Source organism: Rhodococcus sp. LW-XY12, assembly GCF_019317345.1.
Lineage (GTDB): Bacteria > Actinomycetota > Actinomycetes > Mycobacteriales > Mycobacteriaceae > Rhodococcus > Rhodococcus pyridinivorans.
In genome coordinates, this window is sequence record NZ_CP079225.1 from 3,740,184 (window position 1) to 3,754,793 (window position 14,610).

The 14,610-nt window shown below is 67.4% G+C and carries 4 protein-coding genes; 1 reads left to right on the forward strand and 3 read right to left on the reverse strand.

Annotation, left to right across the window (positions count from 1 at the left end):
- Window positions 1-178: 178 nt before the first annotated feature.
- Together KXC42_RS17485 and KXC42_RS17490 are read right to left on the reverse strand one after the other, a co-directional pair.
- Window positions 179-6,019: a non-ribosomal peptide synthetase gene (locus tag KXC42_RS17485; RefSeq protein ID WP_033098812.1), complete on the reverse strand. Its 5,841-nt coding sequence runs from the start codon at window positions 6,017-6,019 to the stop codon at window positions 179-181.
- A 155-nt stretch (window positions 6,020-6,174) separates the two neighbouring features.
- A complete protein-coding gene (locus KXC42_RS17490; protein ID WP_219129323.1) occupies window positions 6,175-11,985 on the reverse strand; it encodes a non-ribosomal peptide synthetase in 5,811 nt (1,936 codons plus the stop codon).
- 351 nt (window positions 11,986-12,336) lie between these two features.
- Between KXC42_RS17490 and KXC42_RS17495 the strand changes: the two genes are divergently transcribed.
- Window positions 12,337-13,194: a glycosyltransferase family 2 protein gene (locus tag KXC42_RS17495; RefSeq protein WP_080678480.1), complete on the forward strand. Its 858-nt coding sequence runs from the start codon at window positions 12,337-12,339 to the stop codon at window positions 13,192-13,194.
- 2 nt (window positions 13,195-13,196) lie between these two features.
- Here the strand turns inward: KXC42_RS17495 and KXC42_RS17500 are convergent, their stop codons facing one another.
- Window positions 13,197-13,769 carry a polysaccharide pyruvyl transferase family protein gene (locus tag KXC42_RS17500; RefSeq protein WP_158455910.1) on the reverse strand — a complete coding sequence of 191 codons (573 nt, stop codon included), beginning with the start codon at window positions 13,767-13,769 and terminating at the stop codon, window positions 13,197-13,199.
- Window positions 13,770-14,610 lie beyond the last annotated feature (841 nt).

The following is a 14,610-nucleotide window of genomic DNA, read 5'->3' on the forward strand; positions in this document are numbered from 1 at the left end:
GGTCCCGATCCCTCGTACGTCCCGTTCCGGCCGCGGCCACCCGGTTGTTACCGGGCAGTCATGTGCCCATTAGAGCATCGGTGGCCGAGAAGCCATGTTACGGCCGTGGGCGCGCACGCCACGGTGGGACGACCCGTGCGGGCCGCCCCACCGTGGCGGGATGTCGAGTTGTGGCCGGTCAGCGCCTCTCGTCGAGACGGCGACCGATGGCGGGTCCGATGACCGCCCACGCCTTCCTGGTGGCCATGTCCCAATGCGAGACCGGCACCTCACGCGTGGTCACCAGCCCGTTCACGTAGGGATACCAGGCCTCGGTGGAGGACATCGGACGATCGGTCTCGGCGATGAAGACCGTCAGGTCACCGTCGTAGACCTCGGGACGATGCGTCGCGAGGACCGAGTACGAGTGCCGGACGCCCTCGACGATCCGGGTGATCCGTTCCGGGGACAGGCTGTCGAACGGAGCCGGCAGAGCCTGCACCACCTGCTGCGCGCTCTCGGCGGTGAGCTCGGTGAGGGGGATCTCCGCAGCCGGGCCCTCGGCCGGGATGCCGAGCACGTTCGCGACCGTCGGGGCGGTGGCCGCGGTGGGCTGCGCGTCGGCCCGCGCGGCCCCGGTCTCGGGGTAGGCGTCGAGGATCGCGAGGGTCGGGACCTGCTCCCCCGCCCGTCGCAGCCGGACCGCGACGGCGTGGGCGAGGATGCCGCCCATGGACCATCCGACGAGATGGTAGGGGCCGTGCGGGTGCGCCTGCCGGATGAGCCGGACGTACTCGTCCGCCCAGGCGTCGATGTCGCCGGGCAGGTCGTCCGCCTCGCCGAGCGCGGGCGACTGCAGACCGTAGACGGGACGGTCGCCGAGGTACGGCACGAGGCCGGCGAAGCCCCATGCGAGGCCGGTGACGGGGTGGATGCAGAACACCGGTGCACCGTCCCCACCGGAACGCAGCGGCAGCAGCGGGTCGAGCCCGGCAGTGCCGAGCGTGTCCGTCTCGGACGTGCTGTGCGAGTCGATCCGGGCGGCGAGTTCCTCCACACCCGGGTGCAGGAACAACCACGGCAGCTCGACGTGGGCGTCGAGGCGGTCGCGCAGGCGCGCGGCGACCTTGACCGCGCTGAGCGAGTTGCCGCCGATACCGAAGAAGTCGTCGTCGAGACCGACCGGGTCGTCGCTGCCGAGCACTTCGGCGTAGACCGACGCGACCGTCGCCTCCGTGCCGGTGCGCGGGGCGCGGTAGGGCGCCGTGACGACCTCCGCCTCCGGGAGGGCCTTGCGGTCGACCTTGCCGTTGACGTTAAGCGGGAGGGCGTCGAGGGTGACGAAGCCCTGCGGGACCATGTAGGACGGCAGCGTCCGCGCCAGCGCGCCGCGGATCGCGGTGATGTCGGGGGCTCCGCCGGTGGGGACGACGAACGCGACGATCCGGTCGCCGTGCTGCACCGTCACCACCGCGTCGCGGATCTGCGGCAGCGCCCGCAGCGCGGACTCGATCTCCCCGAGCTCGATGCGGAAACCACGCACCTTCACCTGGAAGTCGGCCCGGTCGAGGTATTCGAGCGTGCCCGACAGCTGATCGTCGTCGAACCGCCAGCGCACGAGGTCGCCGGTGCGGTACAGGCGTGTGCCGGGGTCGCCGAACGGGTTTGCGACGAACCGCTCGGCGGTCAGCTCCGGTCGGCCGGAGTAGCCGCGCGCGAGCTGGGTTCCTGCGAGGTAGAGCTCTCCGGCCACTCCCGGGGGCACCGGGTGCAGCCGCTCGTCGAGGACGAAGACCTGCGTGTTGGGGATCGGGCCGCCGATCGGAATCGAGCTCTCCCCCGTCTCGGTGACGCGGTGCGCGGTCACCGAGACCGCCGCCTCCGTCGGCCCGTACAGGTTGACGAGATCGGTGTGCGACCGCTCGAGGGTGCGTTCGGCCGTGTCGACGGGAAGCACCTCACCGATCGCGAGCACTCGTCGCAGCGAGTCGGGCAGTTCGCCGTCGGCGTCGTCGAGCAGCGCGTCGAGCATCGAGGGCACGACGTGCAGGGTCGTCACGTGCTCGCGGCGGATCAGGTCGTTGAGGTAGGCCGGGTCGCGGTGGCCGTCGGGTGCGGCGACGACGAGTTTCGCGCCGGAGGTCAGCGACGACCAGAACTCCCACACCGACAGGTCGAAGGTCGCTGCAGTCTTGAGCAGGACGGCGTCGCCCACGCCGAGGCGGTATTCCTTCCGCTTCCAGACGAGCTGGTTGACGATCGCCTCGTGCGGCACGACGACGCCCTTCGGCCGTCCCGTCGATCCGGACGTATAGATCACGTAGGCGGCGTTGCTCGCGCGCAGCGGGGCGAGGCGGTCGGCGTTGCGGATCTCCTTGCCGCTGTAGGCAGCGAGGTCGACGGTGTCGACCTCGATGGTCGGCCGGTCGCCGGGCAGGTCGAGGCGGTCGCGGCTCGTGGTGAGAATGCAGGCGGGGTCGGCGGATCCGAGGATGTACTCGACGCGTTCGCGCGGGTGGTCGGGGTCGAGCGGCAGATATGCACCGCCGGCCTCGACGACCGCGTACATCGCGACGACGAGGTCGATCGAACGTCGGATCGGGAGCGCGACGACCGTCTCGGGACCGACGCCGTGTTCGATCAGCATCCGTGCGAGGCGTCGCACCCGGTCGGCGAAGTCCCCGTAGGTGAGTTCGCTGTTCGCGTCGACGAGCGCGCACGCCGTGGGCGTCGTGCGGGCCTGATCGTCGAACAGGTCGGCGAGGGTCCGGCCGGGGCCCACCGCGAGCTGTTCGGCCTCCCAGGCTTCGAGCATCGCGGCGAGCTGGTCGGGCTCGTGCAGGTCGATGTCGCCGACCACGACGTCGGCGTCCTCGGCGACGGAGCGCAGGATGCGCAGGTAGCGGTCGACCATGCGCCGGATCGAGGGTTCCTCGAACAGGTCGGTAGCGTAACCGAATTCGATGTCGAATCCACCCGGTCCGCCGTCGACGCCTTTGTCGACGATCGTCACGTGCAGGTCGAAGCGGACCGACGAGGACGACGCGTCGAGCGCCTCCACTCGCAGGCCCGGCAGCTCGAGCGCGTCGATGGTGAAGTTGTGATACGACAACCCGACCTGGAAGAGGGGGTGCCGGGACGGCGACCGGACGGGGTCGAGCACCTCGACGAGCCGTTCGAACGGGATGTCGGCGTGGTCGAAGGCATCGATGTCGACCGTGCGGGCCTGCTCGAGCAGATCGGCGAAGGTGCCGCCGAGATCGACCTCGGTGCGCAGCGCGAGCATGTTGACGAACATGCCCACGACACCGTCGAGTTCGGGCGCCGAGCGACCGGCGACGGGGGTCCCGATCACGACGTCGTGGGTGTTCGACAGGCGCGCGAGGAGTGCGGCGAGTGCGGCGTGCACGACCATGAACGGGGTGGTTCCCGCCCGGCGGGCGAGGCCGGTGATCGCCTCGTGGACGTCGTCCTCGAGTTCGACGCGCACGGCACCGCCGCCCGCGCCGAGGATCGCAGGTCGCACGTGGTCGGTGGCGAGATCGAGATGCTCGGGGACACCGGCGAGCGCGCCCGTCCAGTACGCGAGCTGACGGCCCGCGATCGATTCGGGGTCGTCGTCGGTGCCGAGGACCTCCCGTTGCCACAGCGTGTAGTCGGCGTACTGCACCGGCAGGGGCACCCAGTCGGGCGCGTGCCCACCGACACGTGCGGTGTACGCGGTGACGAGGTCGCGCACGAGCGGCGCGAGCGAGGTGCCGTCGCCGGCGATGTGGTGCAGGACGAGGACGAGCACGTGCTCGTCGGGTGCGGTCGCGAACAGGTGCGCACGCACCGGAACCTCGGCCGTGACGTCGAATCCGCGGCCCGCGACGCGCGCGAGATGCTCCGGCAACTCGCCGGCGGGCACCTGCTCGACCGGAACGTCGACGACGCGTGCTCCCGGTTCGAGGATGCGCTGCTCACCCACACCGTCGATCTCGGGGTAGACGGTACGGAGGGTCTCGTGACGCTCGACGAGGTCGGCGAACGCCGCGCGCATCGCGTCGACGTCGAGCCCACCGGTCAGACGCACCGCGAGAGGGATGTTGTACAGGGCGGATTCGGGATCGAGGCGGTTGAGGAACCACATGCGCTGCTGCGCGTAGGACAGCGGCAGGTGTGCGGGTCGCGGGCCGGCGACGAGCGGTACCGCGCGATCGGAGCCGGCCGCGTCGAGGTGCCGGGCGAGTGCCGCGACGGTCGGCTCGTCGAACAGCGCGGCCGCGCGGACTGTGACGCCGAGACGCGCGCGGAGGCGGCCGACGACGGACGTCGCGAGGAGCGAGTTGCCGCCGAGATCGAAGAAGTCGTCGTCGAGTCCGACCCGGTCCACACCGAGGACATCGGCGAAGACATCGGCGACGGCCTTCTCGGAAGCGGTGACGGGAGCGCGGAATTCGGCGACGGTCGTTCCCACCTCGGGAAGCGCCGCGCGGTCGACCTTGCCGGAGGGGGTCAGCGGGATGCGGTCGAGGGGCACGACCGCGGCGGGGACCATGTACGTCGGGAGCACGCCGGCGACGTGTTCGACGAGGCTGCCCGGATCGAGCGGGTCGTCGGTGCCGTGCACGTAGGAGACGAGTTGGGTCTCGCCGGCAGGGGTCTCGCGGCCGACGGTGAGGGCGAAGTCGACCCCTGGGTGCGACGCGAGTGCGGCGTCGATCTCCCCGAGTTCGATGCGGAATCCGCGGACCTTGACCTGGAAGTCGTTACGGCCCACGTAGACGATGCCCGACGAGGGCGTCTCGGGTCCGCGCACGACGTCGCCGGTGCGGTACATCCGCGCACCTCCCGGCGCTGCGACGAATCGCGCTGCGGTGAGCCCTGGGCGACCGAGATACCCGCGGGCCACCCCCGGCCCTGCTGTGTAGAGTTCGCCCGCGACACCGACGGGGACGAGGTGGAGTCGCGAATCGAGCACGGTCTCCGTGACATTGCCGATCGGAGGTCCGATCGTCACCCGGTCGCCCGGGGTGAGGGGTTCGGAGATGTTCGAGACGATGGTCGTCTCGGTGGGTCCGTAGACGTTGTGGAAGCGGCGGCCCGGCGCCCATCGCGTCACGAGTTCGGGCGGGCACGCCTCGCCGCCCACCGCGACGGTGCCGAGTACCTCGAGACCGGCCGGGTCCACCGAGGCCAGCGCAGCGGGTGTGACGAATGCGTGTGTGACCCCGTGCTTCCGCACGACATCCGCGAACTCCGACCCGCCGAAGACGGTCAGCGGGGCGACGACCATCGTCGACGACGCACCCACCGCCAGCAGGAGTTCCAGCACGGAGGCGTCGAAACTCGGTGACGCGAAATGCAATGTGCGCGACTGCGACGAGAGTCCGTAGCGCTCCACCTGTTCGGCGCAGAAGTTGGCGAGCCCCGAATGCGTCACCACGACGCCCTTGGGGCGACCGGTGGAGCCGGAGGTGTAGATGACGTACGCCGCGTTCTCCGCACGGACGACACCGCGTCGCTCGTCGAAGAAGACGGGCTCCGAGGACATCCCGGCCGATTCGTCGCGCACCTCGGCCGTGTCGAGCACGAGTGCGGGTACCTCACCGGGCAGCGTGCCGGCGTGTTCCTCGGTGGTCAGGACGAGCCCGGCCCCCGAATCGTCCAGCATGTAGGCGATGCGATCGGCGGGATAGGTGGGGTCGACGGGCACGAACGCCGCGCCGGTCTTCGCCACCGCCCATGTCGCGAGGACGGATTCGAGCGAGCGCGTGAGGAACTGCGCCACGCAGTCCTCGGGACCGATTCCGCGCGAGATCAGAAGACGGGCAAGGCGTGACGATCCCGCGTCGAGTTCGCGGTAGGTGAGAGCGCCGGATTCGGAGACGACGGCGATGCCGTCCGGATTCCGTTCGACGGCGACGGCGAGCAGATGGGGCAACGATGCGGTCGGTGCGCTGCGGCGCAATCTCCGAGGGCTGCCCGACGTACGGATCCCGGAAACGGATCCCTCGTCCGAGTGGGCCGAGTCGAAGTCCATCGCATTCGTCGTCATACCACTCCCCGCTTCGCGCCGGGGGACGGTACGGCTGATGAACGCACGCCGAAACAGGCACGCGCCCTGGCGTATCGACGCGATCAGGCCCCCGACAGCCGGATCACGTACGCCGAACTACACGAGTCTCGCACAGGAGTACGAACGCTGCCACATCAGTGCCCGACACGGAGTGTCGAGTCGCGCTTGCGGACTTCGCAATTCGGACATACACGGCGGTTGCACCAGGCGTCGAGGAGCGGGCCGACGGTGCGACACGCGTGCTCGCCCGTCATCGCCCAGTGGGACACGTCGATGTCGTGGCGGTGCACCCGTCCGGTGACGAACTCGGTCCAGTCCCTCCGGGAATCGTCTTCCGGCGACGCCGAACTCCGCGACCCCACGAAGAGCAGGTCGCCGTCGAAGCGTCCCGGGTAGTGCCGCTCGAGAACGTCGAACGAATGACTGATGCCGCCGAGAAACGACTCCATGGACGGGAAGACGTCGCTGTCGAATTCGCCACGCCCGAGAATCGATGTGATATCCCCGACGTTCGGCGTGGCGCGGTCACCGTTGTCGAGACCGTTCAGGGCCGCGAGGGCCACCGACTGCGGATCGACGGACTCCGGTAGCGGGGCCGGGACGTGCGCATCGAGCAGGACGAGGGAGTCCACGGAGCTCCCGTGTCGTTGCAGTTGCACGGCCATCTCGTGCGCGATCACTCCGCCCATAGACCACCCGACGAGGTGGTAGGGCCCGTCGGGGTGCGCGCGCCGGATCTCGTCCACGTACAGGGCAGCCCATTCCCGGATCGATCCGGGAAGCTCCTCGGTGCCCGACAGCGCGGGCGACTGCAGTCCGTAGACCGGACGACCGGCGTCGATGAACTCCGCGAGCCGCGAGAATCCCCAGGCGAGGCCGACGACGGGGTGGACGAAGAAGACCGGCTCACCGGAGGCGGGTCCCGTGCGCAGGGGGAACACGACGTCGAACGCCGTGGACGCCGACTCCTCACCGTCGCGCTCGCTGCGTTCGATCCGCTCCGCCAGTTCGGCGACGACGGGGTGGGCGAACAGCCACTCGAGGGGCACGGGACGCTCCAGCGCCGCCGCGAGTTCGCTGACCGCCCGGACCGCGACCAGCGAGGTACCGCCCGAGCGGAAGAAGTCGTCGTCACGTCCGACCGACTCGATGCCGAGGACCTTCCCGAACACCTTCGCAACGGCGGATTCGACGGCGGTGGCGGGCGGACGGTGCTCGGCCGGCGCGGCCGGGACGAGTGGGAGGGCGTTCCGATCGAGTTTGCCGGTGCTCCCCTTCGGCAGGCAGTCGATCGCGCGGATGTCGGCCGGGACCATGTAGTTCGGTAACCGTTCGCCGAGCGAGGTCCGCAGGGCGGCGGTGTCCGGTTCGGTGCCGTCCGAGACGACCACGAAGGCCACCACGCGGTCGCCACGATGTGCATCCTGCTGCACCGTTGCCGCCGCGGCAGCGACGCCGGGGCATGCCCGGAGTGCGTCCTCGATCTCACCGAGCTCGATCCGGAACCCGCGGATCTTCACCTGGAGATCCCGGCGACCGATGTAGTCGAGTTCGGGTCCGCGTGCGCTCGTGACCCAGCGCACCAGGTCCCCGGTCCGGTAGAGACGCCCTCCGCTGCCGAAGGGGTCGGCGACGAACCTGCCGGCGGTCTCACCCGCCCGCGCGACGTAACCGCGCGCGAGTTGCTCGCCGGACAGGTACAACTCCCCGACCGCGCCGAGCGGGACCGCACCGAGGCGGTCGTCGAGCACGTGGACGCCCGTGTTCCACACCGGTGTCCCGATCGGCACGCCGTGGACGTCGGCGTCGGTCACCGGGTGATCGGTCACCGAGACGGCCGCTTCCGTCGGCCCGTAGAGATTCACCAGTTCGGCGTCGCTGCGGGCGGCGAACTCCCGCGCGGTCGCGGCGGGCAGGGACTCACCGATGGACAGCACACGCCGCAACGTCGACGGAAGTCGCTTCTCGACCCCCGACAGGAACATGCCGAGCATGGTCGGAACCCCGTGGAAGGTGGTGACCCGTTCACGCTCGAGCAGGGCGATCATGGCGCGGGGGTCGGGGTGGCGTCCCCGGTCGGCGATCACCAGCCGGCCACCGCACGTCGACCAGCCCCAGAACTCCCAGACCGACAGGTCGAAGGTCGCCGGGGTGTGCAGGACCGACACGTCGTCGGGTCCGAGGTCGAATCGCTCTCGCAGCCAACACATCTGATTGGTGACCGCACGATGGGTGACCGCAACACCCTTGGGGACCCCCGTCGAACCGGAGGTGAACAGGACGTACGCGATGTTCTCCGGTCGCAGCCGGGCGAGCCGTTCGGCATCGGTCACCGGCGCTGCGGACAGTCCGGCATGGGCCGGATCGTCGACGTCGATCACCGCGGCACCGCCGAGATCGACGGCTGCGGACGCCCCACCCACACGTACGACGACGGCGGGTTCGGCGGCCGCGACGATCTGCGCGATGCGTCCGGGTGGCAGGGAGGGGTCGAGCGGAACGTAAGCTCCGCCGGCGACGGACACCGCGTACATCGCGACGACCAACTCGACGGATTGTCCGATCATGAGGCCGACCCGGGTCTCGGGGCCGACACCGGCCGCGATCAGCGCACGCGCACACCGGTTCACACGCTCGTCGAATTCCCTGTAGGACACCGACGTTCCCTCGTGAACGAGGGCGATCGCATCGGGGCGACGATCGGCGTGCGCCCGGAACGGATCGGGAAGGACGGATGCGTCCGACCGGCGGTACTTTCCCCTGCCGATGTCGAGCAGCCTGGTCCGCTCGTCCTCTCCGATCATGTCGGCATCGCCGACGGGACGTGACGGGCAGTCCACGAGTGCGGCGAGCACGCGCGTGAACATGGACGAGAACGAGCGGGCGGTCTCCTCGTCGAACAGGTCGGCCGCATACGTGAGCCGACCCGCCAGCCCGCCGCACCGCCCGTCCTGGTCGACGCGTTCGCCGACGAGCAGATGCAGGTCGAACTGCGAGATACGAGTGTCGGGGACCAGACTCTCGACGGACAGACCGGGAAGGTCGAGCCGGGACGGTGCGAGGTTCTGGAACGACAGGCCCACCTGGAAGAGCGGGTGCCGTGCCAGGGATCGGGCCGGATCGAGCGCTTCGACGAGCCGCTCGAACGGCAGGTCGGCGTGGTCGAAGGCCTCCAGCACCGTCGCGCGACTGCGGTCGAGGAGTTCGTCGAAGGATTCGGCGGGGTCCACGACGGTCCGGAAGACGAGGGTGTTGACGAACATGCCGATGAGGTCGTCGAGCAGCGGATCGGTGCGCCCGGCGACGGGGGTGCCGATGGCGATGTCGCGCGTCGCCGACAACCGGGCGAGCATCACCGCGAAGGCGGCCTGGGCGACCATGAACGGGGTCGCACCGTGACGCGCGGCGAGTTCGCGCAACTGCTCGTGGACGTGGGCGTCGACCTCGACGTCGACACTGCCCCCGCGGTGCGACTGCACGGTCGGCCGGGGACGGTCGGTGGGCAGATCGAGCTGGTCGGGCAACCCGTCGAGGGCGCGCCGCCAGTAGTCGAGTTGCCGCGCGGCGACCGATTCCGGGTCGGATGCATCACCGAGCGCATCCCGTTGCCACAGTGCGTAATCCGCGTACTGGACGGCCAGCGGCGGCAACTCGGCCGTGGTCCCGGTCGCGCGGGCGGCGTAGAAGGCGGCGAGGTCGCGGGTCAGCGGCGCGAGCGACGCTCCGTCGGCGGCGATGTGGTGGACGACCACGACGAGCACGTGTTCCGTTGCATCACTGTCGTTTTCGATACTGCTACTGCACCGCAGCAGTCGGGCCAGGACCGGAACCTCACGGGTGACGTCGAATCGGGTCGAAAGGACGGCGTCGACCTCGGACCGCACGGCGTCGGGATCGACTTCGACCGGCAGGAGATCCGGCAGGAACGCCTCGATCGGGAGGACCTCCTGCACCGGGACACCGTCGATCTCGGGGTAGACGGTGCGGAGTGTCTCGTGCCGAGCGACGAGATCGCGGACCGCCGCCTGCATCGCCGCGGCGTCGAGATCTCCGGTCAGCCGGACGACGATCGGAATGTTGTATGCCGCAGAGGAATCGAATCGTCCGAGGAACCACATGCGTTGCTGCGCCAACGACAACGGCACCCGATCCGGACGCTGCCGCGCCGCCAACACCACACTCCCGACCCCGGCACCGGCGGTGTCGGTGTCGAGACGGGCCGCCAACTCCTGCACCGACGACGCCTCGAACACCACCGGCACCGCCACCCGATACCCCAACCGCGCCGACAACCGCGCCACCAACCGCGTCGCCGCCAACGAATTACCACCGAGATCGACGAACGAATCGTCCAACCCGACCCGCTCGACCCCCAGAACCTGCGCGACCTCCTCGGCCACCGCGATCTCCACCGGCGTCCGCGGCGCCCGATACTCGGCCACCTCGAACACCGGCGCCGGCAACGCGGCCCGATCGACCTTCCCCACCGGCGTGAGCGGCACCTCGTCGAGCACCGTCACCGACGACGGCACCATATAACCGGGCAACACCTCCCCCACCGACGCCCGCACCTGCGCCGGATCGAGCACCGCCCCCGCCTCGGGCACCACATACGACACCAACGCCGACTCCCCCGACGCCAACGCCGCCCCCACCGTCACCGCGAAACCGACCCCCGGCACCGACGACAACACCGCATCGATCTCCCCCAGCTCGATCCGGAACCCCCGGATCTTGACCTGGAAATCACTGCGCCCCACATACTCGAACACCCCATCGCCGCCGCGACGCACCAGATCCCCCGTCCGATACATCCGGCCACCCGGGGTGAACGGATCGGCCACGAACCGCGCCGCGGTCAACCCGAACCGACCGTGATAGCCCCGCGCCACCTGCGCCCCGGCCACATACAACTCACCGACCACACCCTCGGGCACCGGACGCAACCGCTCATCGAGCACGAACGCGCCCACCCCCGCGATCGCCGACCCGATCACCACCGGCGCATCGGGCACCAGCTCCGCCGACGAGGTCGCCAGAATCGTCGTCTCCGTCGGACCATAGGCATTGAAGAACCGCCGCCGACCCGGCACCGACCACCGCCGCACCAGATCCGGGGTGAACGACTCACCCGCCACGACCACCACACGCAGATCGTCCAAGCCCGCAGGATCCATCGACCCCAACGCACCCGGCGTCATGAACACATGCGACACCGACTGCGACGCAATCACATCCGCCAGATCCGGACCACCACCGACCCCCGCCGGCGCCACCACCACCGTCGCCCCCGCCGAGAACCCCACCCCCAACTCGAGCAACGACACATCGAAACTCGGCGAACACACATGCAACACCCGCGAGGAGCCATCGACCCCGAAATGCTCACGCTCGGCCGACATCACCCCACCGATACCGGCATGCGAAACCACCACACCCTTCGGCCGCCCCGTCGACCCCGAGGTATAGATCATCCACGCCGCATCCGACAGCTCGAGCGAACGCACCCGATCCGCATACGAAACCGGACGCGACGACAACTGCCCCACCCGCGCAGCCACCGACACCTCGTCGACCGCCACCACCGGCACCGACCCCGCCGCCTCGGCCACCACCTGCGCCACCGACGACACCGTCAACGCCAACACCGCACCCGAATCGGCCACCATGAACTGCACCCGCTCGGCCGGATAACCCGGATCCACCGGCACGAACGTCGCCCCCGACTTCGCCACCGCCCACAACACCACCACCGACTCGAGCGACCGCGGCACCGCCACCACCACCGCATCCCCCGGCCCCACCCCACGACCGATCAACCACCGCGCCCACCGCGACGACACCGCATCGAGCTCCCGATACGACAACGACCGAGAACCCTCCACCACCGCCACCGCATCACCGGCCGACTCCACCGCCGACACCAACAACTGCGGCAACAACACACCCCGACGACCACTACGTCGATTGGAACGGCTCGAAACTGGGGTTCGAACCCTGCCTGAACCGGGCGCTGTCACTCTTCCGAACCGTGGTCCTTCCTGGTCGGATTTCGCGTGCGTCACGTATCAAACTCCTCCCGACCGAGGCACCCCGACGTCCCTGGTCGCAAAGAAAGTTACCGGCCGAGAACAGATCCTGCAGGACCGCAGCGTCAACACGCGAATATGACCCGAAAACAGCGGATTATAGCACGGCGACGGCAGAGCCACCCTAAGGAATTCTAAAGTGACATATCTTACACTCAGCTCCACCTGTCCAGCGTGGACTCCGCTTCATGGGTAGCGTAGATCGCCATGAGCCGAGTAACCCTCTCTGTTGTAGTGCCCGCTTACAACGAGGAACGGTATATCCGGAAATGCCTGTCGACCCTCGCGCACAACCGTGAATGGATTGACGAAGTTGTGGTTGTCGACAACAATTCGACCGATCGCACGCGCGATATTGCAATGCTCTTCCGTGACCGTTTTGAGAAGTTTGCTGTCATCTCGGAACAGACACCGGGAGTGGTGCATGCCCGGAATGCGGGATTCAACGCCACTTCGGGTGACATAATAGCGCGCGTAGACGCCGATACGATCGTGGGCAATTCGTGGGCTAGGGCGATTCACGAATTCTTCCGGGAACAACCAGGGTATGCTGCAGTGACAGGACTATCATATCTATATGAGTCGCCCGTAGCCGGCTTGCAACGCACGATTTTCGATCGTTTCTCAAGGCGCTGGCGCTCAAAAGGATCGCGCCCAGTCGTTGTATTGTCTGGTGCTAATATGGCCATTCGTCGAAGCGCTTGGGAGACCGTGGAGAACAGCACGGCCGTATCTAGGGACGTCCATGAGGACGTCGATCTTTCCCTCTGCCTCTTGAAGCATGGATTTCAGCTCGGTCAAGCAGCGGATATGCTCCTTTCGGTTTCCGGACGTAGAGGAAATAGCAGTTTGAAGGATTACCTCTCATATACGAGAGCGACAAAGAGAACTTTCGTGCGCCACGGACACGACTATCTGGGTTTGCGTCTTCTACTCATCGCGAACATGCTTGTTCACGCAATTTTTCTTCCGCTGTACAAGAGTCATTCGTCAATATCACGCATCCGCGGCCTTGGTGGCGGGGCGAGAGCATTGCCCGTCGGTGATAGAGATTCTACGATGTAACATTACAGGTACGGTATTGCTCGAATCAGCCTGCTCTGAATTTCTTTCAGATTTGGAACAGCACAATATCCCCTTTTCAGGTCCTCCACAGCCTCCGGATCCCAGACGAGATCAGCATCGTACTGTGTTGCGGTCCCACCGAAGGCGGAATAGTAGTCCTCGAACTTGTACCGACCACCACCGATCCGGCCACTCAGCGCGATCCAAGCATTCGGGATGCCGAACGAATCGGCGACAATAAGGCCGTGAAGACTCGTCGAGAAGATGAACTCACATTCAGTAATGTCGGCAATGACATCGCGGGGTTCTCTGGACGGGTCGATAAGTGCGACGCGCCCCTGTTGCGCGAGGGCTCGTACAACCTCGTCTTTCTCATCCACATAATGGTAGACAAGACCAACCTTTCCAGTCACTACCGGTGAGCGGGGGTAGACTCTACTGGCAAGTAGGCCAGGGTCACCGAGGGCTACATCTCGGACCGGACGGATACGTGAGAGAGTGAGTTCTCCCCGAACCGCATAGAAATCGAAATCGGGATGATCCCAATTTCTCCCCCCCGCAGTGCCGCTAGCCATGAATCCCGAACCCCATACCTTCAGCCCACTTGGCGCACCCGCGCCCTGCACCATTTCCAGGATGGACCCGGCACCGATGAATTCACTCCGTTTGGGGTGAGCCCAAGTGCACGTAACTCCGGCGAGTCCATGGACGATTCCGGATGTGAGCTCGTCACCAAAATTCGGCCTGTCGGTAACAAGTCCCATGCGCCGCCACCAAAAAGTCCTGATGCCTTCGCGATGCGGCATAAATCGGTCCGATAACACTCTACGCATGTATGGGATCATGGTTTGCCATCGTAGCGGCAACTTGTCCCGCGGAGAACAGGAAAATACCGGACAAGCCGACGACGCATACTTGCATCACAAATGTTTCGCCATGAAGACCGCTATTCTTTTCGAGAGCGGTTGTCTTCATCACATTCGATCCTCAGCAATGAGACGAACTCAAGATCTTCCCTCCCGCCGGTGTCCCAAGTCCGTAAGCAGGCACAGATCATTCGTCACCTACTTGTCCCGAGCTCCATGGAAGCGGTATTCCGGTCCTTTCGGTTCCGGGACGATCGCGACCACGCCGGCGCGCCGCTGCGGCAACCATCCTACTCACCGGGTGCCCCGTAGGGCGGACACCGTCAACGTTAATTCCGTCGTCATCAGCCGGCCACGGACTCACCCGGGCCCGCATCGAGCTACGCTCACTCGACTTCCCACGGCGAGCACGATCTTGGCTCCGTGCCCTCATTGGGCGGGTTCCCCATCCGTGTGCGCGTCCCCGAGCGTGCTCGGCCCCCGACAAGACCTCTGTGCAACACGGAACAGCTCTCCTTCCGGCCGTGGACGCCCCGAACGAACTCGGCCG